General features: G+C 46.5%; 20 protein-coding genes and 1 other annotated feature. Of the genes, 3 read left to right on the top strand and 17 right to left on the bottom strand.

From position 1 onward, the window contains the following. Nucleotides 1-123: 123 nt before the first annotated feature. A complete protein-coding gene (locus ACXAFV_RS10115; RefSeq protein ID WP_475126231.1) occupies nucleotides 124-2376 on the bottom strand; it encodes a UvrD-helicase domain-containing protein in 2253 nt (750 codons plus the stop codon). Between the two features lie 511 nt (nucleotides 2377-2887). Between ACXAFV_RS10115 and ACXAFV_RS10110 the strand changes: the two genes are divergently transcribed. Next, nucleotides 2888-3121, top strand: coding sequence for a hypothetical protein (locus ACXAFV_RS10110; protein ID WP_475126229.1), 234 nt, complete (start codon nucleotides 2888-2890; stop codon nucleotides 3119-3121). Nucleotides 3122-3691: 570 nt separating this feature from the next. Here the strand turns inward: ACXAFV_RS10110 and ACXAFV_RS10105 are convergent. Next, on the bottom strand, nucleotides 3692-4243 hold the full coding sequence (locus ACXAFV_RS10105) for a GNAT family N-acetyltransferase (protein ID WP_475126228.1): 552 nt from the start codon (nucleotides 4241-4243) through the stop codon (nucleotides 3692-3694). A gap of 146 nt (nucleotides 4244-4389) precedes the next feature. Between ACXAFV_RS10105 and ACXAFV_RS10100 the strand changes: the two genes are divergently transcribed. After that, nucleotides 4390-5997 (top strand): amidohydrolase, encoded by a 1608-nt coding sequence (locus tag ACXAFV_RS10100; protein ID WP_475126227.1) that lies wholly within the window; start codon nucleotides 4390-4392, stop codon nucleotides 5995-5997. A gap of 104 nt (nucleotides 5998-6101) precedes the next feature. Here ACXAFV_RS10100 and ACXAFV_RS10095 read toward each other — a convergent pair whose 3' ends face one another. The 3 genes from ACXAFV_RS10095 to ACXAFV_RS10085 form a co-directional block, all read right to left on the bottom strand. Beyond that, nucleotides 6102-7232, bottom strand: coding sequence for a DEAD/DEAH box helicase (locus ACXAFV_RS10095; RefSeq protein ID WP_475126226.1), 1131 nt, complete (start codon nucleotides 7230-7232; stop codon nucleotides 6102-6104). Between the two features lie 37 nt (nucleotides 7233-7269). Further along, a complete protein-coding gene (locus ACXAFV_RS10090) occupies nucleotides 7270-8571 on the bottom strand; it encodes an ATP-binding protein (protein WP_475126224.1) in 1302 nt (433 codons plus the stop codon). A gap of 78 nt (nucleotides 8572-8649) precedes the next feature. Further along, nucleotides 8650-9846, bottom strand: a complete 1197-nt coding sequence (locus ACXAFV_RS10085) for a cation:proton antiporter (RefSeq protein ID WP_475126223.1) — start codon at nucleotides 9844-9846, stop codon at nucleotides 8650-8652. Nucleotides 9847-10162: 316 nt separating this feature from the next. On the opposite strand from ACXAFV_RS10085, the gene ACXAFV_RS10080 reads away from it, so the two are divergent. Continuing rightward, nucleotides 10163-10468, top strand: coding sequence for an AbrB/MazE/SpoVT family DNA-binding domain-containing protein (locus ACXAFV_RS10080; protein ID WP_475126221.1), 306 nt, complete (start codon nucleotides 10163-10165; stop codon nucleotides 10466-10468). Nucleotides 10469-10491: 23 nt separating this feature from the next. Here the strand turns inward: ACXAFV_RS10080 and thrB are convergent, their stop codons facing one another. The 12 genes from thrB to ilvD form a co-directional block, all read right to left on the bottom strand. Further along, nucleotides 10492-11436: a homoserine kinase gene (gene thrB / locus ACXAFV_RS10075; protein ID WP_475126219.1), complete on the bottom strand. Its 945-nt coding sequence runs from the start codon at nucleotides 11434-11436 to the stop codon at nucleotides 10492-10494. Beyond that, a complete protein-coding gene (gene thrC, locus ACXAFV_RS10070; protein WP_475126218.1) occupies nucleotides 11433-12494 on the bottom strand; it encodes a threonine synthase in 1062 nt (353 codons plus the stop codon). The genes thrB and thrC overlap by 4 nt, the downstream gene beginning before the upstream one ends. Beyond that, nucleotides 12491-13789, bottom strand: coding sequence for a homoserine dehydrogenase (locus ACXAFV_RS10065; protein WP_475126216.1), 1299 nt, complete (start codon nucleotides 13787-13789; stop codon nucleotides 12491-12493). The genes thrC and ACXAFV_RS10065 overlap by 4 nt, the downstream gene beginning before the upstream one ends. Before the next feature lie 814 nt (nucleotides 13790-14603). Further along, on the bottom strand, nucleotides 14604-15587 hold the full coding sequence (gene ilvA / locus ACXAFV_RS10060; protein ID WP_475126214.1) for a threonine ammonia-lyase: 984 nt from the start codon (nucleotides 15585-15587) through the stop codon (nucleotides 14604-14606). Then, complete coding sequence (gene leuD, locus ACXAFV_RS10055) at nucleotides 15587-16192, bottom strand: 3-isopropylmalate dehydratase small subunit (RefSeq protein ID WP_475126213.1); 606 nt, start codon at nucleotides 16190-16192, stop codon at nucleotides 15587-15589. The genes ilvA and leuD overlap by 1 nt, the downstream gene beginning before the upstream one ends. 12 nt (nucleotides 16193-16204) lie before the next feature. Further along, the gene (gene leuC / locus ACXAFV_RS10050; protein ID WP_475126212.1) at nucleotides 16205-17620 is read right to left on the bottom strand and encodes a 3-isopropylmalate dehydratase large subunit; all 1416 of its coding nucleotides are present in this window, start codon (nucleotides 17618-17620) and stop codon (nucleotides 16205-16207) included. Between the two features lie 255 nt (nucleotides 17621-17875). After that, complete coding sequence (leuB, locus tag ACXAFV_RS10045) at nucleotides 17876-18988, bottom strand: 3-isopropylmalate dehydrogenase (protein ID WP_475126210.1); 1113 nt, start codon at nucleotides 18986-18988, stop codon at nucleotides 17876-17878. A gap of 69 nt (nucleotides 18989-19057) precedes the next feature. Then, nucleotides 19058-20611 (bottom strand): 2-isopropylmalate synthase, encoded by a 1554-nt coding sequence (locus ACXAFV_RS10040; RefSeq protein WP_475126209.1) that lies wholly within the window; start codon nucleotides 20609-20611, stop codon nucleotides 19058-19060. Beyond that, on the bottom strand, nucleotides 20598-21632 hold the full coding sequence (gene ilvC, locus ACXAFV_RS10035) for a ketol-acid reductoisomerase (protein WP_475126207.1): 1035 nt from the start codon (nucleotides 21630-21632) through the stop codon (nucleotides 20598-20600). The genes ACXAFV_RS10040 and ilvC overlap by 14 nt, the downstream gene beginning before the upstream one ends. Nucleotides 21633-21688: 56 nt before the next feature. Beyond that, entirely contained in the window at nucleotides 21689-22210 is a 522-nt protein-coding gene (gene ilvN / locus ACXAFV_RS10030) for an acetolactate synthase small subunit (RefSeq protein ID WP_032085549.1), read from the bottom strand. Continuing rightward, nucleotides 22207-23928, bottom strand: a complete 1722-nt coding sequence (gene ilvB, locus ACXAFV_RS10025) for an acetolactate synthase large subunit (RefSeq protein WP_475126206.1) — start codon at nucleotides 23926-23928, stop codon at nucleotides 22207-22209. Before ilvB ends, ilvN begins: the two co-directional genes overlap by 4 nt. Nucleotides 23929-24074: 146 nt before the next feature. Then, nucleotides 24075-24335: a binding site (T-box leader), on the bottom strand. Between the two features lie 2 nt (nucleotides 24336-24337). Further along, nucleotides 24338-26005 (bottom strand): dihydroxy-acid dehydratase, encoded by a 1668-nt coding sequence (gene ilvD / locus ACXAFV_RS10020; protein WP_475126204.1) that lies wholly within the window; start codon nucleotides 26003-26005, stop codon nucleotides 24338-24340.

The raw sequence follows: 26005 nt of genomic DNA, 5'->3' as shown, positions 1-26005 counted from the left end.
TCAACTTCAGGCAATTTGTTTTCAACTTTTCCTCTTTTATTTTCAACTTCAAAATTTTCACACCGACAGGTACGACTCTACAGCAATTAATATAAATAGCCCCTGCCAGGCAGGGGCTTTTCTCTATCCATATACTTCTTTCTCTCCAAGCTCCATCAAATTCGAACACATCGGGCATTTCTTTTCATCCGAAGCCGTCTCCCCGGCCTCCCGTCTTTGCCATGCAATGCAATGTTTGCTTGTACATAACCAGGCCTTGACCACATTCAGCTTGCCGGTCCGCTTTTCGCGGGAACCGCCGCTTTTTTCCTCGTCCTGATGGGGTTCATTGCTGAAGATGTCACTGATAAAGCGGGAGCACTTCCTCGTATCCCCCTGATAATAGGCAGGAGATGATATGTAGAGCTTCTCCTTCGCCCTTGTGATGGCAACGTATGCAAGTCTTCTTTCTTCCTCAAGAGCCCCGTTTTCTTTATGGGCAGACTCCTTGTAAATCTTGTCTTCAAGTTTCCCTGCATTCAAAGCGGAGCTGTGCGGCAGGTTACCTTCGATCGCTCCGATCAGAAAGACAACCGGAAACTCAAGTCCTTTCGAGCGATGGATCGTCATAAGGGAGACGCTGTCGCTCTCTCGGCTCTTATTCTGATATACATCTTCATATTTAGCTTTCAATTCATCTATAAAGCTGATGAAGCTGGAGATCGTTTCGAATCTTTTCGCCGAGCCTTCAAGTTCCGTCAGCATTTCTTTGATCAGTTCCTTCTGCTCCGTCACGACATGGGATTCCTGGGCATCGATATACTGATGATAGAATTCTTTGCGGATTTTCTTGATGGCCGTCTCGGGTGATTCCTCCTGAAGGGATTTGATGAACTTCATCCGCGATTTAATATTTTTCACCTGAAAAGGCTTCAGTCCGTTCATGGTTGTGAGGTGTATGAGCGGATATTTCTTTCTGACCTTTCCATCCTCCTGTAAAATATGGGCCATGCCCTGCTCCCTTCTGATGAACATGGTCGGGAGGATATTTCCGATTGCATCGAAATTCCGGGGTACGATGCACAGCCTCAAATAATCGACGACAGGTTTAACGGTCCAGTTCTCATAAAAAAGGGAATCCTTTTGATTGTAGGGATGAAACGGGATCTCCTTCATCAACAGCTGCTCAAAAACCGCCCGTCCGCTGCTCATTGTCCTATGTAGAATCGTGATATCCCGGTAGGAATAACCTTCTTCTATCAATCTCTCAATTTCTTCTGTAATCCAGACCGCTTCTTCGTCTGCCGTGGCTGGCCTTGAATATAGAGGCTTCTTCTCTTCTTTCTTTGTAGCAATCAATTTCTTTTTCCGCCGGTGGACATTTCGATCAATAACCTCGTTCCCGAGACCAATGATGTATGCGTCGGAACGATAGTTTTCTTTCAGTGTTACAATCTCCGCTTCCGGGAATTCCTCATCAAAATCAAGGATGAACTCATTGCGGGCACCGTTGAAGGAGTAAATCGTCTGGTCGTCATCCCCGACTACGAACAGGTTCCCGTGGGCCGCGATCATTTTTATTAATTCATATTGAATGAGATTCGTATCCTGAAATTCATCCACCATGACGTACTGAAACCTGTGCTGCAGGCTTTTCAATAGATTCGGATTCATATCCAGCAAATCGTATGCCTCGGTCAGGATATCATCAAAATCCATTTTATGATTTCTGCGCTTCCATTCTTCATAACGTATCAATATATCACGAATTTCTTTATCCGATTTTGAAGAATGGGGCATTTCTTTTATGTTCATTTTATTCAATTTATAATGTGAAAGCTTCGCAAGCAATGTCTCGGCATCATACGGATCATAGATATTCATTTCCCGCTGAAGCTGCTTCAGGATGATTTGCTTGTAGCGCTCATTCCCGATGATTTCCTGTGTGTAATGCCTTGAACGCAGTAAATAAAGGAATAACGCATGAAAGGTGCTCGCCTGGACGCCCTGCCCCCGTCCTTCTGTACCCGGTAAAGAGTTGATACGCTGCTTCATTTCCTCTGCTGCTTTTTTCGTAAAGGTGACGAGAAGAATATTTTGCGGAAGGATATTCTTCACCTTCATCAAATAACCGGCACGGCATACAAGGACGGTCGTCTTCCCGGTACCTGCACCAGCAAGGGTCAGACACGGGCCGCTGCCGTGACGCACCGCGGAAATTTGTGCTTCATTCAAATGAATGCCCGCCTCTTCTATTTTCCTGAAAAAGTAAGCATCCTCTTCTTCTGATGCCACAAGGTTCTTCGAAGTTTGCCCTTTATGTAATGAGGCAGAAGGGATGTCCGTCTTCTCTGCTTCAAATGGATAGATCGAGTAGTTCGTCTGTACTTTATTCAACGCACATTCTCCTTGCTCTATAGCAAAAGTTCGTTTCCGTTTCAGATAACCTTTCTATCATAACAAGCGTCCCCGGCATCCCGCAATCGATTCTGATGAAAATCAATTTCTGCCAATTCCTTTAAACAATTGTTTAAATCCTCCACATGCCGTTATCATTAGGTTTCTGGCAGTTAATCAAACGTTTGTTTAACTTTTTTCATGAAATCATTGATTTGGCGCGTTTGCAGTTAAACAGTTGTTTAACTTTCTGAAGCCAGCTGCTATAAGGATTCTGACTGTTAATCAAACGTTTGTTTAAACCATGTTAATGTATGGACTTTAAACACCGCTGTTGATTTCCGTGGAAGACTTCGCTTTCCGCGGGCGGGCGGTGAGCCTCCTCGTGGAATCTTGTGCCTGCAGCGAAAAGGAACGGTCTACAGGTTAAATAGGTAATGTTGACTTCACAACTCTCCATCAAATGATTAAAACATTGCAAATAAAGGTATTTAAACAATAGGTGATAAACGTGAACATAATAAAATGGGGCTTTACCCGCCGCAACTCAATCAAGGCTGAGTTCGACCTCTTCCCTCATTCACTGGTGATCCTCAGGAAAATCAGAACCTTCTATTTTGTTTATCAAGTCCACTGGTCCTCCATTGATCCTGTCGTTGAAACACATCACCTTGAAGAAATGGAGCTGCTTGTGAACCGGGAACTCGGGTATGAACAATATTATTTAAAACGAAGAGAAATGTAATTTTTAGAGCGTTTTCAAATAGTGAGATAGACTGCGAAAAAGGAAGATAAAAGCCTATTTACCATCAATAATCATCCAATATCGGAATATATGGACTTTTCTGAACATTTAAATAAGTAATGGAATTTGCTAATATAAACTTAACAAAAGATTTACACAATCTTTAAAGGAAGGCGTGATTCCAATGACGTAGCGAAAGCAAAGCATGTCAACATCACATCTTGCAACTGAAATCGGCCCGTGAAAACTGATTTCAAGATGTGTGGATATGCGGGGACGCGCAAATCTTACTTCAGGAGATGATTCCAATGAAGAGTGTAAGCGAAGCATGCTAGGATCATGTTGCATATAGAAGATAGCCCGTGAAAACTATCTTCGCACCATGTGGGCATGTGGGGATGAAGAAGCAAGAACAAAATAAACTATATAACATGCAACACCATTAATGTAAATTAATTGAATGTTTGGTATGTGTATTAGTAAGAAAGGATAGAACGTTTAATTGAATAAGGTTTACTTAAGTTGAGACGCTGTTTATGTGAAGTATACATAAGCAGCGTCTTGAATTGTTTATACATACTCTTCCTTTAATATCGAGCAGACTGCAGCGTCGCAGAATACCCCTTTTTCAAAAGCGGCTTTTCTCAATACTCCTTCAAAAATGAATCCCGCTTTAAAAAGACATTCCTTCGATGCCGTATTATCCGGATCATAGAAAGCTTCAATTCGATTGAGTGCCATCGACTCAAAGCCAAATTGAATGATCGGCTTCAGCACTTCCGACATGACCCCTTGTCTCCAGTAGTCCGGATGTACTTCAAAACCGATTTCCGCTTTATAATGTTCCTTCTCCCAGCAGTGGTACCCGCAGCTTCCGATGATCTTGCCGGACTCTTTCTCGGCGATTCCCCACCTGATGCCTTCATTCTGCTGGAATCTGGTATTCCACCGCTTAATTATTTCAATTGCCTGGCTTTCCTGAGTAAGCGATTCGAGGTCATAATATTTCGTTACCTCATCTTTAGAGAAATAATCAAATACTTGCGCTGCATCCTTTTCATTCATTTGTCTCAGATGAAATCGTTCAGTCGTTAAAACGGGAAACACTTGCGTGAAATTCATAAATGTATATCTCCTCTTAAACGTTTTTTCTTTAGAAATATTCAACGTCAACTGTCGTAAAACCTTTACTGCTGACAAATTTCAGTTTTTTCACGCTTCGGCGTTCTGTATAATAGCAATAACGAAACAAGTAAAGGATGAGGCACATGAAAGCACATAAAATCATAATAAGTGAGGCGGTCTTTACCGGTACCTCCCTTCTCCCTGCTCCGGGATTTGTTGCAATCCGGGGGGACAAGATCATTGGAGCAGGATCCCCTTCGGAATTGGAAAGCTATCTTGATGCCTCGACGGCGGTTTATGATATGGGGAATCGCCTGGTCATGGCAGGGTTCCATGACTTTCATCTTCACTTTTTTCTCGGAGCGATGTTTGAAAGTTTCTGTCAGCTGACGTATGGAGTGACCGAAGATGAAACGGCGAAGATGGCAGCCATTTATGCAGACAATCACCCTGATGATGAATGGATTCTTGGCTTCGGATGGCATCATGTCCGCTGGCCCGGCCAGAAGCTGCCGAGCCGTCATTCACTGGACTGCTATCTGCCGCATAGACCAGCGATTTTATTAAACGAGGAAGCGCACAGTGCATGGCTGAATACCGCAGCTCTTCACAAACTCGGAATCGACCGTCATACTCCTGAACCTCCATTCGGCAGAATAGAGAAGGATGAAAATGGAGACCCTACAGGGTTTCTGTACGAAACGGCCGTAAAGTATGTGACGAGAGCCTTTCAATTTGACGAAAGTCTGAAGAATAGGCTGATGGAGAACATGCTGAAGAAAACAGCCTCTTTCGGAATCACTTCGGTAGCAGATATGCTGCCTCTTCCTGGTTATACTCTCGGTGACCCTGCCTTTTACCGAAGCTTCGAAGAACGGGGAAGGCTGACGACGAGGATTCACTTCCTGGATGTACTGGATGGCGACCTTGAAAGAAGCTTATCATACAAAGAAATGTATCGGTCGGACCGGCTTCAGTTTTCAGGTTTGAAGCAATTTCTTGACGGGGTCCCCCTGACGTATACCGGATTCCTGCTCGAACCCTATGCAGACCGCCCATACGAAAAAGGCGGGACGATTTATGATTTTGAACAATACAAGCAGTGGATTGAAGATGCTGATCGAGAAGGATTCCGGGTAAGGCTGCATGCGTGCGGTGATGGTGCTGTCCGCATGGGGCTCGATTTGTTCGAGCATGCCTCTGATGTAAACGGTGCCCGTGATTCACGACACACGATCGAGCATATTGAAGTATGCCATCCGAGCGATTTTCATCGATTTCAAGAACTTGGGGTCATCGCCTCCATCCAGCCTGAACATTTGACTGCGGGCTCGATGGAATCCCATGCTTATGTGGACCGCCTGGGAAGTGAGCGTTCCAGATACACATGGCCGATCGGCTCACTCCAAAAACATGGTGCCCCGCTTGCGTTCGGTACGGACTTTCCAATAGTGGATTTAAATCCGATGCTTGGCGTGTACCGTGCAGTCACCCGTAAGCATGAAGACGGCTCGCCCCAGGGGGGCTGGAATCCCGCAGAGAAGATTTCACTAGGTGAAGCTCTTATTCACTATACGAAGAGTTCAGCCTATGGAAACTTTCGTGAAAATGAATTAGGCACGATTGAAGCCGGCAAGAAAGCCGATCTCGTTGTACTCGATCGTAACCTATTTGAAGTTGATCCTGAAGAAATTCTTGAGGCAACGACAGTTATGACTGTTATGGATGGAGAAATTGTTTATGAGGGCTGAATGCTAAAGGAGACAAGCCAACCATCGCATAGAGTAAATACAAAAATCAAGGCCCGTCCCTCATTGCTTTATAGCAATGAGGGACGGGCCTATAATCGTTACTATTATCTGCGTGGATCTTTCAATCCTCCACCGTGAATGGTTTTTTCCTGGAATGGAAGGTTAAGCTCTTTGCTCAGTTTTTCAAGGAAGCTTTGTTCACGCTTGGAAACGAGGGAAATGACCGTGCCCTCTGCTCCCATGCGTCCTGTTCTTCCTGAGCGGTGGATGTACTGCTTCGTGTCTGTCGGGAAATCAAAGTGGATGACGTGGGAAACGTCTGTAATATCCAGTCCGCGTGCCGCGACATCGGTTGTCAGAAGCAATGACACCTTGCCTGCCCTGAAGCGGTCCAGGGATTGCTTCCGCTCCATTTTCTTAGATTCACCCGCAAGGACTTCCAGCTCTACACCTTTATACTTCAGCTTCTCTTCCGCTTCTGATAATTTTTCGAGTTGGTTGAAGAATACGAGAGCCTTGATGTCTTTAAAGTAAGCAATGCTTCGTAACGCTTCAATCTTGTCGCGAAGTTCTGTATACACATAGATGTGATCCACTTTCGGATTGTCAAGATTTGCATCCATCTTCACGATTTCGTGGTTCTGAAGCAGATCGGCTGCCACATCCTCTGTCTTGTCCGAAAGAGTCGCCGAGAAGAAGAGGACCTGACGCTCTTTAAGGGTTGATTTGATAATGTCTTCTACTTCGCGTTTGTGCTCTTGCCCCACCATTAAATCAAACTCGTCGACGACGATCGTTTTGACTTCATGCATTTTGAGCTTTTTCAGCTTCATCAGTTCAATAAGGCGGCCAGTCGTCCCGACGACGATATGAGGCTTCTTCTTTAATTTCTCAACTTGCTTCTTGATGTTGGCACCGCCGATAAATGCCGCACTAGTTACATCGCTGCCTTTTGCCCATTTTTGAATTTCCTGGTGTATCTGCATCACCAGTTCGCGGGATGGGGCAAGAATGACGGCTTGTGCCTGCTTTCGCTTTGGATCAATTCCTTGAATGATCGGCAGTAAATACGCCAGTGTTTTCCCCGTTCCTGTCGGTGATTCGCATACAATGTCTTTGCCTTCCAAGATGAGGGGAAGCACACGTTCCTGTACAGGGGTTAATGCAGTGAAACCCGATTCCTCCCAGTTTTTTTGTAAAAATGGTGCTTGTATCATTGTAGAGATTGAATTCATTTTAATATTTCCTTCCCTTTCGGCATTCTGACGGAAACTATTTTCCTTCTATTAAAGGCAAACATATTTCCACGACGGTGCCTTTTTGTTTTTCACTGTGAAAGACAATTTTCCCTTTGTGTTTTTCGATGATTTTTTTGCAGATGGCCAGTCCCAGCCCGGTACCTTTCTCTTTAGTGGAATAGAACGGTTCGCCGATTGTCTCGATTCTTTCAGGATCCATGCCTGTCCCATTATCGGACACGATCACAAGTGCCTCGCCGTCTTTTCTGTTCAGAGAAATGGATACCTTCCCTCTTCGATCGGTTGGAATGGCTTCAACGGCATTTTTGATGATGTTGATAAAGACTTGCTTTAATTGATTAGCTTCCGCCATTACATTCAGCGGCTCTAATGCATAAGGTTTAAATTCAATCGAAACATTGTCTATGTTCGCCTGTGCTTCCATTAATACGATCACTTGCTGCAGAATGGATTCTACATTTTCAGTTTGATAATGCAGATCTTGTTGTTTCCCTAGTATCAGCATTTCCCCGGATATCAAATCGATCCGATCGACCTCTGAGAGCATGATGTCCAGATGATCATGATTTACATTGCCGGTTGTTTTCATCAACTGGATGAATCCTTTAAGGGATGTGAGCGGATTTCGGATTTCATGAGCCACCGCTGCTGCAAGCTGTCCTATCACTGACATCTTTTCAGACGCAATCATCATTTCTTCATTTTTTCTGAATTGGGTTATATCCCTTGCAATGACGAAGACGCCGGTCACTTCACCGCTGACAATGATCGGAATAAAGGAACATCGGAGTATTTTTCTCTTATTTCCCTTCAGGTGGATGTTTGTTTCAAACATGGACCCTTTTCCAGAGAGAGTTTCGATAAAATGCTCTGTGACACCTTTTGCATCATCTACATTGAGAAACGTTCTAAGCTCAATGTCCTCCAGTTCTTTCTGGGAGGCTTCCAGAAGTGATTCAGCTTCTGGATTGACGGCCATGATTTTCCCCTGCAGATCAAGCTCAAATACTCCATCAGGATTATGTTTGAACAAGGAATGATAATGCTCATGCTGAACGAATAATTGCCGTTCTTTCATTCTTAACCGCTCATTGGATTCCATTACATCCTTTGTCCTCCGGTATACCAGCAGATAAAGGATGATACCTGTGACAAATATAAAAAACCAACCCTTGTAACGTTGAAAGTAGATGTACAGATTAAGTTTTTCATGAGCAAGGATCACAGAAAAATAATCCGACAGAATAATCCACAATATACCTAGCAGAACATAAGCGATAGCTACTCTCAGGGCGATCTCTTTGGCTTTTCTCATATTGGGTGATTCACCTAAATTCACTTTAGTCTTACCTCTATACTTTCACAAATCCTGCCAATTTATCAGCACTCTTTCTTAATCCTTATTTGAAAGAAGCTTTTTAGACAATGGATAAATCGCCATACTCTGAATGATCAAAGAAAACATAATGACGCCGAACGAGATGGATTGAATCGATTCGGCTCCATTTCCTTCCATCCCAAGAAGCAACGCCACCGACATGGTCCCTTTGATTCCAGACCAGGTCAAGATGAAGACTTCTTTCCAGCCGTAAGCTATTCTCCACGTTTTTCTTATTTTTACAACACCAATTATAATAACATAGCGGACCAATAAGGTAATGATAAATAATAAGAAAACCCATCCCAAAAGGGAAAAAGAAATATAGTCGATGGCTTTGATTCCAATCAATAAGAATAATAACGATAAAATGGTCGGTTCAATGACTTCCCAAAATCCGTCCAGATGCTTCCTGAAATGATCTTCTTTGATCGTTCTGCCATATTCGAATGAAAGCATAATACCACTTGAGACAGTCGCAAGCACTCCGGAAACGCCGATTTCTTCCCCTATATAGAAGCTGCCATAAGCTAAGATGATGGAAAGCATGATTTGATACCGGGAATCCAAAGTGAAATGAATCGCTTTACTCACGAGCCAGCCGAGTAAAGCCCCTGTCAGTGCCCCGCCTATCGAAACCCAAAGGAACTCTCCTGTGAATGAAGCAAATGAATAGGACTCTTTTCCGAAGTAAATACCTGCTGCAACGGTAAATAACACAATACTTGTCCCATCATTGATCATGGATTCACCTTCCACCACATCGGCAAGCTCCTGTTTGTTAGACGATTGCTTTAATATTGAAACGACCGAAACGGGGTCTGTCGGGGTTAAAATAGTGGAAATCAACAGCGCCTCAATATATGAAATAGACAGCACAGGCTGCAGTGTAAAATAAACCAATACACTCATGAGCAGCGCAGTGATGAAGATTCCGACAGTACTTAGAATGGATATTTCCCCTCCATACTTTTTCAATGAATGTACCGGATATTGATAAGCCGAAATGAATAATAGCGCGGGAAGAAACCAATAAAAGATTGTATCTTTCGTCAGCCCCATATCTTCAAAACTTGAAAAGAATCCAAGAAGCATCCCGACCGTCAGTAAAACCACCGGCACAGGCAGGGTTTTCTTCTTTTTATCAATAGTGTATACGGTATATCCAATCATGAGCAGAATCAGTATGCTGATTGGTTCGATGATGAGCACCTCCTGCCTACACTTTCTTTTTCCTCTTTTCCCTTTCGTATTCCCGCGTTAAACGTCATCCCTCTGTCTTATTTCCCATTTTTTCAAGATTGTGTTTATCATTTCCAAATTACGGGTTAAAGAGAAATATAAGATGAAAGCTCTTTTCTAAAAGATTGTTGCATTTCATATTTTATGAATAACATTAAATGAAGAGAGTACACTTGCTCTTTTCAAACTCATGCCTTTAACGAAGCTCGTTCATGTCACTGAAAATATGATATGTATAACAGCAATGTTTGAAAAGAGCTTAGATGAAAGAAGGTGTTTCGATATTTTGAGCCAACTGTATGAAAACAAAACCTTCAGCAACAGCGGAATGATCACATTGCCTAAAAAGTGGAGGCAGCGGTTCGGACTCATCCCCGGCAGAATGGCGGAGCTCATTTATCAAAACGATTCCATCTATATAAAACCCGCCCGAAAGCATTCAACCAATAACAAACGCTACATCTCTGAGAAAGGAACCGTCCACATCCCAAAGGAACTTCGTGTAGAAATGGGAATCACACCTCAAGACCCTTACAATCTCCACATCAATGAAGAACACAAATGTTTCATCATTACCTGTAAAGATGAATAAGCCGAAGGCCCGTCCCTCGCCGCTTAAAGCGATGAGGGACGGGCCTCCGTTTGGTCAGCTTTCATTATTTCAACTTTACTGCCTTTTGTACTGATCGAGAGTTTACGGACGTCCATGGTCGGAAATGATTGCTGAAGCTGCCTCAATAGCCATTCTCCTGCTTCCCTTTCGACAAAGCAGGCGATGGTGGGACCAGCTCCGCTAAGCGCCACTCCAAAGGCGCCAAATCTCCCTGCCACCTCCTCGACTGCTTTGTAGTGGGGAAGCAGCTTCTTGCGGTACGGCTGATGATAGCGATCCTGTTTCATCATCTTACCTGCAAGCTCCCAATCCTGTGTGATGAACGCTGCCACCAGTACATTGGAAACCGCACCAGCAAGAACCGATTCCTGAAAGGTCATCTCTTCCGGCAGCACATTACGCGATTCCGACGTCTTTAATTCAGTCTTCGGAATCACTGTCACCACTTCGATCGGCAACTGGGACAGAGGCAGCAGCTTCACCCCTGTTTCCGTCTGACAGCTAACGACGAAACCTCCATATAGCGAGGCTCCGACATTATCAGGGTGCCCTTCATACTTCGTCGCGATCTCGAGCTTCTTTTGTAAAGACAAATTCAGTCCGCAAGACACATCCGCCAATTCAATACCTGCGACCACTGCCGCTGCACTCGACCCCAAACCTCTTGTCAACGGAATATCACTGCTCACATATAAATGGCATGGTGTGAGCTTTTTCCCATAAGCTTCTGCTGTGTCTTTGGCAACCTTGACAATGAAATGCGTTTCATCAGTCGGAAATTCCTTCAGCTCCTTTGAAAGGGCCGTAACATGCCAGGCACGGGACTCCTCAGCTTCCACTGTCAAATAAAGATCAAGTGCCAATCCGAGTGAATCAAACCCTGCTCCTAAATTGGCCGTGCTTGCCGGGACGGAGATTTTAAAGGACCTGGCCTCGCGCTTCTTCATACCCCGATCGTTCCTTTGATATAATCCTTTACCTTTTCTTTATCATTCGGAAGCTTGACCGGCTGTACAGGACTGTATTCCATGGCCGTCACAGGATCCTTCAGTCCGTTCCCTGTCAGAATCGCTACTACCTTGCTTCCCTTTGCAAGCACACCCTTGTCAAGACTCTTTTTCACTCCTGCAATTGATGCACAGGAAGCAGGTTCTGCAAAGATCCCTTCCTTCTTCGAAATCAGCCTGTAAGCGTCCAGTATTTCTTCATCCGTCACTTCATCGATATGACCGTTCGATTCTTTCAAGGCATCCACTGCATAATTCCAGCTGGCAGGATTACCGATCCGGATTGCGGTCGCAATCGTTTCAGGCTGCGGAAACACCCTGTTATGAACAAGTGCCGCAGCTCCAGAGGCTTCAAACCCAAACATTCGCGGGAGGGACGATGCTTCCCGCTGGCTGTATTCCTTGAAGCCTTTCCAGTACGCTGAAATATTCCCGGCATTGCCGACTGGGATTGCTAGCACATCGGGTGCCCCGCCCAAGCCTTCAATCACTTCAAACGCAGCCGTCTTCTGGCCCTCCAGACGATATGGATTCACGGAGTTCACGAGAGTCATAGATTCTGTCTTGCTCAATTCTCTGACGATCTCAAGTGCCTCATCAAAATTCCCCTCGATCGAGATGATCTCTGCCCCGTACATTACAGCCTGCGCAAGCTTCCCTTGAGCGATTTTCCCTTCAGGAATCACGACGATGCATTTGATGCCTGCCCTTGCTGCATAGGCAGCGGCTGAGGCGGAAGTGTTCCCCGTCGACGCACAGATCACCGTCGAACTTCCGTCTTCAATCGCTTTGGCAACCGCGAGAACCATTCCTCTATCCTTGAAAGAGCCTGTCGGATTCGCTCCTTCAACCTTGGCATAAAGCTCGATTCCCCATTCATGGGAAAGTGTTTTTAATTCGATCAATGGTGTATTCCCTTCATTCAGGCTTAAAAGAGGTGTCTCTTTCGTGAGGGGCAAATACTCCCCATACTGTTCTAACAGGCCTTTCCATCTCATCCTTTCTCTCCCCCTTCCACGCGGTAAGAGCTTTCAATCGAATGAATCGCATGATAATCCTTCAGCTCCATCAAAATGTCCTCATAATGATCAAGCGATGCTTTATGTGTGACAAGGACGATTTCAGAATATCCTGCTCCATTCAATGGATTTTGAAGGATCTTCTCGAAGCTCACCCCATGATTTGAAAAGATGGACGTCAGCTTCGCCAGCACTCCGATTTCATCCTGGACATGAAGGCGTAAAAAGTATTGTGATGAAATTTCGTGCCTTTCCTTCAATTTCTTCTGGAACTGCGGGTTCACGGCACTCTTTCCCGTCACCCCAAGTCTCATGTTCTTCATGGTGCAGACCATATCGGAAACGACAGCAGTTGCGGTTGGAAGACTTCCTGCCCCCGGACCGTAAAACATCGTTTCTCCGACAGCTTCCCCGTATACATAAACGGCGTTGTACTCGTCATTGACGGAAGAAAGCGGGTGGTCATTCGGGAGCAATGCAGGCTCTACGCTCACCTCCACCTTTTCTCCATCGCGGTGCGCATACCCGATGAGCTTCATCGTGTAGCCAAACTGCCCTGCATAATCAATGTCTTCAGCCGTTACATCGGTGATTCCCTTCACTTTCACATCCGATAAATCCACATTCATCGAAAATCCGAGCGTCGACATGATCGCCATCTTCCTGGCTGCATCAAGCCCGCCTACATCCGCTGTCGGGTCAGCTTCGGCAAACCCAAGGTCCTGTGCTTGCTTCAATACATCCTCAAAGCTCCTGCCCTCTTTTGTCATCTTCGTGAGGATGAAGTTTGTCGTCCCGTTGACGATCCCCATCATTTTCGTGATGCGGTCGGATGCAAGCCCGTCTACCAGACCTCTTAAAATCGGGATGCCTCCTGCCACGCTAGCCTCGTAAAATAAATCACATTCATTTGCTGAAGCAGATTTCAGGAGTTCCGGTCCATGGACTGCCATCAAATCTTTGTTTGCAGTCACGACATGCTTCTTATGATACAACGCTTGGAGGAGATGCTCTTTCGTTGCTTCGATTCCTCCCATTACTTCGACCACAATATCAATTTCAGGGTCGGTCAGGACGTCTTCGGGATGCAGGGTCAATACCCCATCCTCAATCGTAAGTCCTCTATCCTTTTCCAAGTCCTGAACAAGGGCTTTTTTCACTTTCACAGGACAGCCGATTTGATGCGACAATTTATCCTGATGATTCTCAATGATCTTTACCACTCCGGCTCCCACTGTTCCGAGTCCCAAAAGTCCGATTGAAATTGATTCCATAAGTCGAAAACCTCCAATTGTTTATTTCTGGTGTACATTTGTATTTGTATAGAGGACATTATAGTAGAAATAATTTCCTATTACAATACCTTTTTTCGTATTTTGTGAATGTAAGAGCTTTCTTGGTTGGTAGATTGGGAATAAAAAAATTGCCCGTTGAATACCGCTTTTGATTTCCGTGGAAGACTTCGCTTTCCGCGGGCGGTTGGTGAGCCTCCTCGTCGCTGCGCTCCTGCGGGTTAGAAAAGCGGAAAGGCTTTGGTCAGAGGCGGGTGGCATAAGGCGAATCGGCCACGAAGGCGTTCTTTGCCTTCTTGGACGAGTTGACTTATGACATGTGCCTCTAAGCCTTGGAGCTGGACAAGTCTCACCTAACACGCTTCTCCCGCAGGAGTCTTCGTCTTCCACTACAATCAAAAGCTGGTATACACTAATTTCAATAATAGTTTTTAACCAAATTTCAGGAACAAATCACTGATGTATCCTACTACAACAAACACCCAACTTTTTCCATGTATTTCAAAAGTCCGCATATATCCAAATAATTCAGCATAAATGGAAATTTTTCAGCATATCCGCAAAAAAGTCAGCATAAAATGAATTTTTTACGCTCAAATCGAAAAAAGTCAGCATAAACCTGCTTAAGTCCTAAGTCGTCCGTTCTTAAACAGGGAATTCCTTATAGAAAGCAGCGGAAATCCGCCTGAAGAACTCCGCTTTACCATAGAAAGCAACCAGAATCCTTCAAAAAATCCCCCATTTTAATAACAGAGGACCGCTCCTGATCTCATTCCAGATCAGGAGCCGTCCTTCTTTATCCAATATAATGAAGCTGCCGGACCATCTTGGATAGTTCCCGGTAGACAGGGATCTTACATGGATCCGCATTGCCACCGGAGACGACACAGCCGACTTTCTTCCCATGGACCTTTACTTTATGGCACATCGCAGCCGCTAGTGAAGCTGCTCCTGCACCTTCTACCAGTGTTTTCTCACGCTGGAGCATGAACATCATGGCATACGCGATTTCTTCATCGGTCACCGTGACCATATCATCCACGTATTTGCGGATGATCGGGAAAGTCAGGTCTCCCGGTTTCTTTACGAGGATGCCATCAGCGATTGTGTGCACATGATTCAGGGAACCTTTATTTTTCCCTGTAAAAAAATTATAGGTTGCAGGTGCTCCCAGAGCCTGCACTCCGATAATGTTCACCTTTGGGTTAAAGGATTTTACTGCAAGCGCCATGCCCGCAAGCAGGCCTCCGCCTCCGACCGGGACCAGGATTGTGTCCAAATCGCTGAGCTGCTGAAGCATTTCAAGCGCGACGGTTCCCTGTCCCGCCATCACTTTCGGATCATCAAATGCATGAACGAATGTCGAGCCTTTTTCTTTCATTTCTTTGACTGCTGCACTATAAGCTTCTTGATAGGTTTCTCCTTCTAATACGATGTTTGCTCCATAATGCTTTGTCGCCTCCACTTTTGTGGATGGCGTACGCTTTGGCATAAAGATTTTAGAACCCGCTTTCCGCTGTGAGGCAGCAAGCGCGACTCCCTGGGCGTGATTTCCTGCGGAAGCGCAGATGATCCCTCTTGCAGCTTCCTCCTCAGACAATGACATCACTTTGTTCATGGCCCCTCTTACCTTAAAAGAGCCGGTCCGCTGCATGTTTTCCATTTTCATGAAAATGTTTCCGCCAGTGAAAGCATTCAATGTCGAAGATTGCTTCAACGGTGTCCGATGCACTTGACCACAAATCCTTTCCATCGCTTCTACAACGTCAGCACTATTCATTAAATTCCCAAGACACTCACCTCATTTTGTTTTTCGTATTGCTCGATTTTTCCACCATAATGCATTGTCAGATCTATTTCATCGAGGCCTTCCATCAGCATCGTTTTCCAATACGGATCGACCTCGAAGGAAGCAATAAGCCCTTCAGAATCGCAAAGCATCTGAGACTCCAGTGAAACCTCAATCTTATAGGTGTCCGCTTTTCGTTCGTTTTTAAATAGGGCATCAACTGTATCATCAGCCAATCGGATGGGGAGGATTCCATTTTTCAGACAATTATTATAAAAAATATCCGCAAAGCTTTTGGCGATGATGACCTTGAAACCAAAATCCTGAAGTGACCACGGAGCATGTTCCCTTGATGAACCGCAGCCAAAATTTTTACCGCCGAGAAGAATTTCCGAGTCACTGTATTTAGGAGTATCCAGCTGGAAGTCTTCTCTCAGGGTTTTTCCGTCGTCTTGGAAGCGCCAGTGATAAAACAGGAACTGACCGAACCCTTTGCGTTCAATTCTTTTTAAAAATTGCTTCGGAATGATTTGATCTGTATCGACATTGTCGCGATGAAGAGGGAATACCTTTCCCTCCAAATGATTGATTGCCATGGGTCCACCTCCTTAGGATACTGTCGCCGCTTTTAGTTTTCTTACGTCCGTCAGCTTACCGGTAACCGCGGCTGCAGCGGCCATTGCAGGACTGAGAAGGTGGGTCCGTGACCCGTTCCCCTGGCGTCCTTCAAAGTTCCGGTTGGACGTTGATGCACATCTTTTCCCGGGTGGAACGATATCGTCATTCATGGCAAGACACATGCTGCAGCCCGCTTCTCTCCATTCGAACCCCGCTTCTTTAAAAATGTCGTGCAGTCCTTCCGCTTCAGCCGCTTGTTTGACCTTGAAAGAACCAGGTACAACGAGTGCGGTTACTTCCGATTTGACTTTATGTCCTTTCACGACCTCTGCTGCCGCTCTCAAATCGCTCAATCGCGAGTTTGTACATGAACCGATGAAAATATAATCCACCTGGATGTCTTCAATCGGCATTCCGGCTTCGAGCCCCATATAACGAAGAGCCCGCTCCGTTCCTTCCTGATCTGAAGGATCCCCGAAATCTTCCGGGTGAGGGACGGAGCTTGAGATTCCGGCTCCCATGCCTGGGTTCGTCCCCCATGTCACATGAGGCTCGATGTCTTCCCCTCTGATTGTGATGTGATTGTCATACACGGCATCACTGTCGCTTTGGAGTGAGCGCCATTCTGTTTTCAATTCTTCATATGCTTTATGTTTCGGCAGATGCTCCCTTCCTTCGAGATAATCGAATGTCACCTCATCAGGAGAGATCAATCCTGCCTTTGCCCCTGCTTCGATACTCATATTGCAGACCGTCATCCTCTCTTCCATCGTAAGGTTCCGGATGACATCACCAGTGAATTCGATGACATAACCGGTACCGAATCCCACTCCGTAAGCAGAAATGATATGAAGGATGACATCTTTTGCCGACACCCCGAAGCCCAGCTCACCGGTTACTTCCACCTTCAGCGTTTTCGGTTTGGACTGCCATAGCGTTTGAGTCGCAAGTACGTGCTCCACTTCACTCGTTCCGATACCGAATGCGAGAGCTCCGAATGCACCGTGAGTCGATGTGTGGCTGTCACCGCAAACGATCGTTTTACCCGGCTGTGTAAGCCCAAGCTCCGGACCGATGACATGAACGATTCCCTGATCCGGATGGTGGATGTCTGACAGCTCCACATTGAACTCTTCGCAATTTTTCTTCAGCGTATCCATCTGCAGCCGCGCGATTTCATCCCGGACAATATGCCGCTCACGGGTTGGGACATTATGATCCATCGTGGCATAAGTCAAATCCGGCCTCCTAACCTTTCTTCCCTTAAGACGAAGCCCCTCAAAGGCCTGGGGAGATGTGACCTCATGAACAAGGTGCAGATCGATATACAGTAAATCAGGCTTTCCTTTCTCTTCGTGCACAATGTGTTTTTTCCATATCTTTTCAATGATATTTTTCCCTGCCATGATCTCCCTCCTGGTTTGGTAGTTTCATTGCTTTGTTGATCTTGCTTTATTACGATATATGGGCTAAATTCCGGATATAAGGGCGATATTCCGGATATAAGGGCGATATTCCGGATATAAGGGCGATATTTCAGATATAAGGGCGATATCCTGTGTATATGGGCGAAATTCCAGATATAAGGGCGATATCCCCAATATAAGGGCGAAACCCCGATTCCGTGGATATTCGACACCCCTCCAACGCTGCTTATAATCCTACAAATAAGCCGACAAAATCGAACTCAACGCATGATCCGCTTCCAGACGCTCCACGACAAGCTGGCTCATCGCCCCGGTTCCGACCACGGTTCCGCGTCCCATCGTCCACAGGTCACCGGTGCGGTAGCCGGCGTTCAATACTTCTTGGACGGCCATTTCGATCATTTCCGCTTCTTCTTTCAGTCCGAACGAGTGACGAAGCATCATCGCTACCGATAGAATCATAGCAAGCGGATTGGCTTTACCTTTCCCTGCGATGTCCGGTGCGGATCCGTGTACCGGTTCATAGAGTCCGAAAGAGTCTTCTCTTAAACTTGCAGAAGGAAGCATCCCTAGGGAACCTGTGATCATGGAAGCCTCATCGCTGAGGATATCCCCGAACATATTCTCCGTTACCAGTACATCAAATTGCTTCGGCTGATACATCAGCTTCATGGCCGCTACGTCCACCAGCATGTGCTCGACTTCCACATCCGGATATTCGACGGCTACTTCATTCACGACTTCCCGCCACATTCGGCTCGTTTCCAAAACGTTTGCCTTATCTACGGACGTTAATTTTTTCTTCCGTTTCCTGGAAAGGGCAAACGCTTTACGGACAATCCGTTCGATTTCGCTACGTTCATATACCAATGTATCGACCGCTACCTCATCATTTTTCCCCTGGCGTCCGGATGGCTGGCCGAAATACAGGCCACCCGTCAACTCACGGACGATTACCAGATCAACGTCTTCGACCATTTCTTTTTTCAGGGGAGACGTATTCAGTAAGCTTTCGAATGCTTTAATAGGTCTTAGGTTTGCAAACAGGTCAAACTCTTTGCGGATGGCAAGCAGTCCTTTTTCAGGGCGCTGTTCTTTTGGCAGGTGCTCCCATTTAGGCCCTCCCACTGCTCCTAACAGTACGGCGTCACTTCCCCTGCAAAGCTTGACGGTTTCAGGAGGTAATGGTGTACCAAACCGATCGACGGCTGCTCCGCCGATGTAGCCTTTTTCCACCTCGAACTCATGGCCGAACCAGTCACCCACCGCTTTCAGTACTTCTAATGCACCATCCATAATCTCTTGACCGATACCGTCTCCAGGTAATACTGCGATTTTTTTCTTCATTAGAACTACCTCCTGTTTTAGTGGAAGCGCCAGCCCCGTGACAGGTGCCTCCCTTTATTTTTTAAAAATTTATACGCCAGCCTTCACGGCCACTTTCTCCTTCATCGCCGCTTTCTGCTGCAGCAAACGATTCACTGCATTCAGATAAGCGCGGGCGGATGCTTCCAGTACATCCTGTGCGGTGCCGCGGCCGCTTGTGTTTTCTCCGTCATATTCCAGGCGGACATATACTTCAGCCAGTGCATCGCGGCCACCGCCGACTGAGTTGATTTTGTAATCAAGAAGCTTGGATGGTGAAGGAAGCATCGATTCGATCGTATTGTAGATGGCTTCCACGCTTCCCGATCCGGTTGAGGCTAGCTGCTTCAATTCTCCGTTTTCATCACGAAGCTCGATCGTTGCTGTCGGGATATTATCCATGCCGTATTGAACCTGCATTCTTTCGAGATTGAAGCCGACACCTTCTCCGATTTCGGTTTGCTTGTTTGTCAGGATACTGAATAGATCTTCGTCAACGATTTCTTTCTTCTTATCTGCTAAATCTTTAAAGGTATCGAATGCTTCTTTCAGCTTCTCTTCTGTTAGTTCGAAGCCAAGTTCAAGTGCTTTATTTTTAAAAGCATGACGCCCTGAATGCTTTCCTAGTACAAGTCTTGTAGAGTTTACACCAATCAGTTCAGGTGTAATGATTTCATAAGTCGTTTTCTCCTTCAGCATGCCATCCTGGTGAATCCCGGATTCGTGGGCGAATGCGTTGTTGCCGACGACTGCTTTGTTTGCAGGGACCCTCATGCCGGTCAGCTTGCTGACAAGTGCGCTCGTTTTCTTGATTTCATCAAGCTTTAACCGGGTCGTTGCTTCGTAAAAGTCTTCGCGGATCCGAAGGGCGACTGCCACTTCCTCAAGGGCCGCATTACCGGCCCGCTCTCCGATTCCGTTGATCGTTCCTTCGATTTGATCGGCTCCATTTTCGATCGCTGCGAGTGAGTTCGCCGTCGCCATTCCGAGGTCGTCATGACAGTGGGCAGACAGTTTCACTCCATCAATGTTCGGAACATTCTCGCGTACATATCTGAAAATTTCCCCGTATTTTTGAGGAGTGATATAACCAACCGTGTCGGGAAGATTAATAACGGATGCTCCTGCGTCAATGACACGCTCCATGATTTTCACAAGAAAATTCAGATCCGTCCGGCATGCATCCTCTGCTGACCATTGCACGACAGGAAAAAATTTCTTTGCGTACTTCACGGCTTCCACTGCTGTTTCGATCACCTGATCAGGCGACATTTTCAGCTTGTGCGTCATATGGATGGGAGAAGTCGCGAGAAAGACGTGAAGCCTTGGCTCTGCTGTTGTTTTGAGTGATTCCCAAACCGCATCGATATCACGCTTCTGGGCTCTCGCCAATCCTGTCACGGAGCTGTTTTTAACCGTTTCCCCGATTCGCTTCACCGCATCGAAATCGCCTTTTGAAGCTGCAGGAAACCCAGCTTCAATGACGTCGACCCCGAGGCGTTCGAGCTGCTTTGCCACTTCTATTTTTTCGACTGTGTTCAGATTTACACCGGCAGATTGTTCTCCGTCTCTAAGCGTTGTGTCAAAAATATCAATGGTTCGCACTCGTTACCACTTCCTTCTCTTTTTTAGAGGATTTCGGTTGTACAAATGGCATCATTTTGCGTAGTTCTTTTCCTACGACTTCGATTTCATGCTTGCTTTCACGCTGGTTGATGGCGTTGAATTCAGGACGATTCGCCTGATTTTCCAGAATCCATCCTTTTGCAAATTTTCCTGTTTGAATGTCTGTCAGTACTTCCTTCATGCGGGATTTCGTTTCATCGTTCACGACGCGCGGTCCGGAAACGAAATCTCCCCATTGCGCGGTATCTGAAATCGAGTAGCGCATGCCTTCAAGTCCTTGTTCGTACATTAAATCAACGATCAATTTCAGTTCATGCAAACATTCAAAGTATGCAACTTCTTTCTGATATCCGGCTTCCACAAGCGTTTCGAATCCTGCCTTCACCAGCGAAGTCAGCCCTCCGCAAAGTACCGCCTGCTCTCCGAATAGATCGGTTTCCGTTTCTTCCTGGAATGTGGTTTCGAGGATTCCGGCACGTCCTGCCCCGACTCCCTTCGCGTAAGCAAGTGCCACTTCACGAGCTTGGCCGGATACGTCCTGATAAACTCCGAATAGTGCCGGTACACCTGCACCCTCTTCAAATGTCCTGCGTACAAGATGTCCGGGTCCTTTCGGGGCAACCAGGAATACATCGACGTCTTCCGGAGGAACAACCTGGCTAAAATGGATGTTGAATCCGTGAGCGAATGCTAAAGCTTTTCCGGCTGTAAGAGCAGGCTTGATTTCTGCTTCATACACTTTAGGCTGATGTTCATCTGGAAGAAGAACCATGATCACATCTGCCTGTTCACATGCTTCGCGTACAGAATAGACGTCCAATCCGTCTTCTACAGCCTGATCCCATGACTTTCCTTTCCGTAAACCTACGACTACATCAAATCCGCTTTCCTTCAAGTTCTGTGCATGGGCATGACCTTGGGAACCGTATCCAACAACTGCTACTTTCTTCCCTTTTAAAACCTCTTCATTCACATCTCCGTTATAAAATACCTTTACCATTTCGCTCATCCTCTCCATTTTTTATATAAAATTTACGCCGTTTAGCGGTGTTTCCGTTAATTCACGATTGAATATTGCTTCAGCTCCGTCACAGGTTTTCCATTCCCTCTTGCAAAAGCGGTGATGCCGGTACGGGCGATTTCCTTGATTCCATAAGGCCTTAATAAGTCGATGATGGCTTCGATCTTTGAGGTTTCACCGGTTACCTGGACGGTGACGCTGTCCCTTGCCACATCGATGATGGAAGCCCTGAATGGTTCGACGATGCCATTGATTTCAGACCTCGTCTGGCCTGTGCTCAGCACTTTGATCAGTGCAAGCTCGCGGGCGACCACCCCTTGATCAGTGATGTCTGTTACCTTCAAGACGTCAATTTGTTTATGAAGCTGTTTCATCAGCTGTTCGATTTTACGATCATCTTCAACGTTGACGACGAAGGTCATCCTCGAAATTCCTTCCACCTCGGTGTAACCTACCGAAATGCTTTCGATGTTGAACTGACGCTTCGTAAACAACCCCGTCACCCGATTGAGGACGCCGCTGCGGTTATGGACCAGCGCTGTTACAATCCGTTTCATGGTTTCACCCCTAACATTTCGTGAATTCCTTTACCTGGGGCGACCATCGGATAGACATTTTCCTTAGGATTCACCAGGCAGTCGATGAGGACCGGTTCGTCACTCGTCAAAGCTTCTTTTAAAACCGTTTCGGCTTCTTCTTGTGTTTTTACTTGATAACCCTTGATCCCGTATGATTCAGCAAGTTTTACAAAATCGGGCTGCAGGGAGAAGAGTGATTGCGAGTACCTCTCTTCATAGAAGGTTTCCTGCCACTGCCTTACCATTCCAAGGGTGCTGTTGTTCAGCAGTACGACTTTGACTGGAAGATTGAGTTCTTTTAACAGGACCAGCTCCTGCAGCGTCATTTGGAAGCCGCCGTCTCCCACAAAAGCAACGACCTTACTGGACGGGTTGGCAAGCTGTGCGCCGATTGCCGCCGGGAATCCGAAGCCCATCGTGCCAAGCCCCCCGGAAGTCACCCAGTTATTCGGCTTTTTAAACGAATAATATTGAGCTGCCCACATTTGATGCTGGCCTACATCGGTTGTGACGATCGCTTCGCCGTTCGTCATTTCATATACCTGCTCGATCAGGAGCTGCGGGGACAATACATCATTCGTTTTGGTGTACCAAAAAGGATTTTCAAGCTTATAAGCCTGCAGATGGCGGTGCCAGTCTTCTGTATCCCCTCTTACCGCATCGTGCTCAAGAATCTTCAGCAGCGCCTGCTTCGAATCAGCCACGATCGGGATGTGTGTCGTCACGTTTTTCCCGATTTCAGCAGGATCGATATCGATGTGGACCACTTTCGCTTTCGGAGCAAAGGTAGAAAGGTTCCCTGTGAGCCTGTCATCGAATCTCGCGCCGATATTGATTAAGAGATCACATTCATAAAGGGCCATATTACTCGTATAACAGCCATGCATCCCTGCCATGCCTAGAAATAACGGGTGGTCTGCAGGAAATCCTCCCAATCCCAAAAGCGTATGAATAACCGGAAGATCGAAACGTTCTGAAAAGTTTTTTAATTCTTCAGACGCTTTACCGTGCAAAACGCCTGCCCCCGCTAAGATCACCGGTCTTTTTGAAATTTTGATGGCATCCACCAGTTTCCTGATTTGCAGCGGATTCGGATAGAAATTCGGCTGATAGCCCGGTAAGTCCATTTCCACATCTTTCACCTGAGGGGCATCCTGTACAGTCAAATCCTTTGGAATATCTACAAGCACGGGACCAGGCCGGCCTGTCGATGCAATATGGAATGCCTCTTTCACGATTCTCGGCAAATCCTTGATATCGCGGACCTGATAATTGTGCTTCGTAATCGGCATCGTGATCCCTACTACATCCGCTTCCTGGAATGCATCCGTACCGATCACTCCTGAAGCAACCTGGCCGGTGAAGATGACAAGCGGCAGCGAATCCATCATCGCATCTGCGATTCCGGTTACAAGATTGGTTGCGCCTGGTCCCGATGTGGCAATCACGACACCCGGTTTTCCTGATACCCGGGCATATCCTTCAGCAGCATGGATGGCTCCCTGTTCATGCCTGGCGAGAACATGTTTGATCGGGGCTTTGTATAGAGCATCATAGATAGGCAGGACTGCTCCACCCGGATACCCAAACAGAATTTCAACTTGTTCCTCCCTTAACGCCTTCATGAGCATGTCAGCACCGTTGACTTTTTCTGCCTGTGTCTGTGAAGCCGGTTCTGCCTCTAACTTAGCTCTCATTTTTGATCTCCTCCTTTTAATCGGTTTCTGCAGCTTCTTGACTACGCTTTTCAACTTCTATTTCCTAAAAAAGCTCGGTTATTATACATCCAGTTAATTTCCATATAAAAAAGCCTTTCCACCCACTACGACAGAATTTGATCTTTCGCAGGGGTGAAAAGGCTTTGCTTTTCACGGTACCACCCTAGTTCAGAGACAGCCCTGTGGCCGTCTCCCTCAGCAGGCTGATCTTTATGAGCATCAGCCTTTGTTTTTATAACGAGTAACAACTACTCGATCGTTCCTACTCCGTTGTTTCAGAACGATACTCAGAGGGGATGTCGGCATCGGGTGTATTACTGGTTTGCAGCACCACCAGCTCTCTGGAAATACAATTCCCGATCCTTTTACCTCTTCAACGCTTTCCACCTTATTCGGTTTTCAATATGCCGCCAGTGCTTGCGGATGTGACAAGCTTTGCGTATCTTGCGAGATACCCTTTTTTGATTTTCGGAGGAGGCTGCACCCACTCCTGCTGTCTGAATTTCAGTTCTTCTTCCGAGACCATCAATGAAATGGTTCGATTCGTCAAGTCGATGAAGATTGGGTCGCCGTTTTCAATGACTCCGATCGGTCCGCCTTCAGCCGCTTCCGGTGAGACATGCCCGATAGAAATACCGCGGGATGCCCCGGAAAACCTTCCGTCTGTCATGAGCGCCACTTTCTTCTCAAGACCCCTGCCGGCGATGGCTGCCGTCGGAGCGAGCATTTCAGGCATTCCCGGACCTCCTTTTGGTCCTTCATAGCGGATGACAACGACGTGGCCTTCCTTCACTTCCCCGCTTTCGATGCCGGCGAGTGCTTCATCCTGGGATTCATACACGATCGCTTCACCCATGAACGTTTTGATCGAAGGATCGACCGCACCGACCTTGATGACTCCTCCATCAGGAGCGATATTCCCGAAGAGGACGGATAATCCTCCGACCGGACTGTGGGCATTTTCCTTGCTCCTGATAACATCGTCGTTTTGGATGTGAGCATCTTTTACATTTTCATAAAGGGATTTTCCTGTCACCGTGATCCTGTCTTTGTGTACAGCGCCCATTTCACATAATTCCTTGATGATGGCGCTGACTCCGCCGGCATTGTGGACATCCTGCATGGAATAGTCGGATGCCGGGCTAATTTTCGATAAATAAGGGACACGTTCTGCCACCTTATTGATCCTGTTGATGTCATAATCGATTTCTGCTTCATTCGCGATCGCCAATGTGTGAAGGACGGTGTTCGTGGAGCCGCCCATCGCCATGTCGAGTGCGAATGCGTCGTCGATTGTATCTTCCGTGATGATGTCACGGGGCTTGATATCTTTCTTGACCATTTCAACTAAATGCTTGGCCGCGTCTTTGATTAAGCGGTGGCGGTCTGCAGAAGTAGCTACGATCGTCCCGTTCCCCGGAGGCGCCATGCCCAGCATTTCCATCAGGGAGTTCATTGAATTTGCTGTGAACATTCCTGAACATGACCCGCAGGTTGGACAGGCATTCTGCTCGATATCCAAGAGCTGCTCTGCTGTCATTCTCCCTGACTGGTGAGCTCCGACACCTTCAAAGACAGATACAAGTGATAGTGGATCTCCTTCACTCGATACTCCCGCTTCCATCGGGCCTCCCGATACAAACACGGAAGGTACGTTCGTCCTGACTGATGCCATCAGCATCCCGGGAGTGATTTTGTCACAGTTCGGAATATAAAAGACTCCGTCGAACCAGTGGGCGTTGATGACTGTTTCTGCTGAATCCGCGATGAGCTCCCTGCTTGGCAGGGAATACCTCATCCCGATATGTCCCATCGCTATTCCGTCATCCACCCCGATGGTGTTGAATTCAAATGGGATACCCCCGGCTTCCCGGATGGCCTCTTTCACCACCTGGGCGAATCCATTGAGATGCATGTGGCCGGGAATGATATCGATGTAGGAGTTACACACTCCGATGAATGGTTTTTCCAGATCTTGAAGCTTTACCCCTGTCGCATACAGCAAACTGCGGTGCGGGGCCCTGTCGATTCCTTTCTTGATCATGTCACTGCGCAC

The sequence above is a fragment of the Rossellomorea sp. ABR4_012 genome, from assembly GCF_056159545.1.
Note: the sequence above shows the minus strand (reverse complement) of the source record. Positions and strands in the feature narration are given on the sequence as shown.

Bases quoted from the DNA above. Each gene is read 5' to 3' on its own strand.
- ACXAFV_RS10105 (WP_475126228.1), bottom strand. From the start codon at position 4,243: ATGAATTTCACGCAAGTGTTTCCCGTTTTAACGACTGAACGATTTCAT.
- ACXAFV_RS10100 (WP_475126227.1), top strand. From the start codon at position 4,390: ATGAAAGCACATAAAATCATAATAAGTGAGGCGGTCTTTACCGGTACC.
- ACXAFV_RS10095 (WP_475126226.1), bottom strand. From the start codon at position 7,232: ATGAATTCAATCTCTACAATGATACAAGCACCATTTTTACAAAAAAAC.
- ACXAFV_RS10090 (WP_475126224.1), bottom strand. From the start codon at position 8,571: ATGAGAAAAGCCAAAGAGATCGCCCTGAGAGTAGCTATCGCTTATGTT.
- thrB (WP_475126219.1), bottom strand. From the start codon at position 11,436: ATGAAGAAGCGCGAGGCCAGGTCCTTTAAAATCTCCGTCCCGGCAAGC.
- thrC (WP_475126218.1), bottom strand. From the start codon at position 12,494: ATGAGATGGAAAGGCCTGTTAGAACAGTATGGGGAGTATTTGCCCCTC.
- ACXAFV_RS10065 (WP_475126216.1), bottom strand. From the start codon at position 13,789: ATGGAATCAATTTCAATCGGACTTTTGGGACTCGGAACAGTGGGAGCC.
- ilvA (WP_475126214.1), bottom strand. From the start codon at position 15,587: ATGAATAGTGCTGACGTTGTAGAAGCGATGGAAAGGATTTGTGGTCAA.
- leuD (WP_475126213.1), bottom strand. From the start codon at position 16,192: ATGGCAATCAATCATTTGGAGGGAAAGGTATTCCCTCTTCATCGCGAC.
- leuC (WP_475126212.1), bottom strand. From the start codon at position 17,620: ATGGCAGGGAAAAATATCATTGAAAAGATATGGAAAAAACACATTGTG.
- leuB (WP_475126210.1), bottom strand. From the start codon at position 18,988: ATGAAGAAAAAAATCGCAGTATTACCTGGAGACGGTATCGGTCAAGAG.
- ilvC (WP_475126207.1), bottom strand. From the start codon at position 21,632: ATGGTAAAGGTATTTTATAACGGAGATGTGAATGAAGAGGTTTTAAAA.
- ilvN (WP_032085549.1), bottom strand. From the start codon at position 22,210: ATGAAACGGATTGTAACAGCGCTGGTCCATAACCGCAGCGGCGTCCTC.
- ilvB (WP_475126206.1), bottom strand. From the start codon at position 23,928: ATGAGAGCTAAGTTAGAGGCAGAACCGGCTTCACAGACACAGGCAGAA.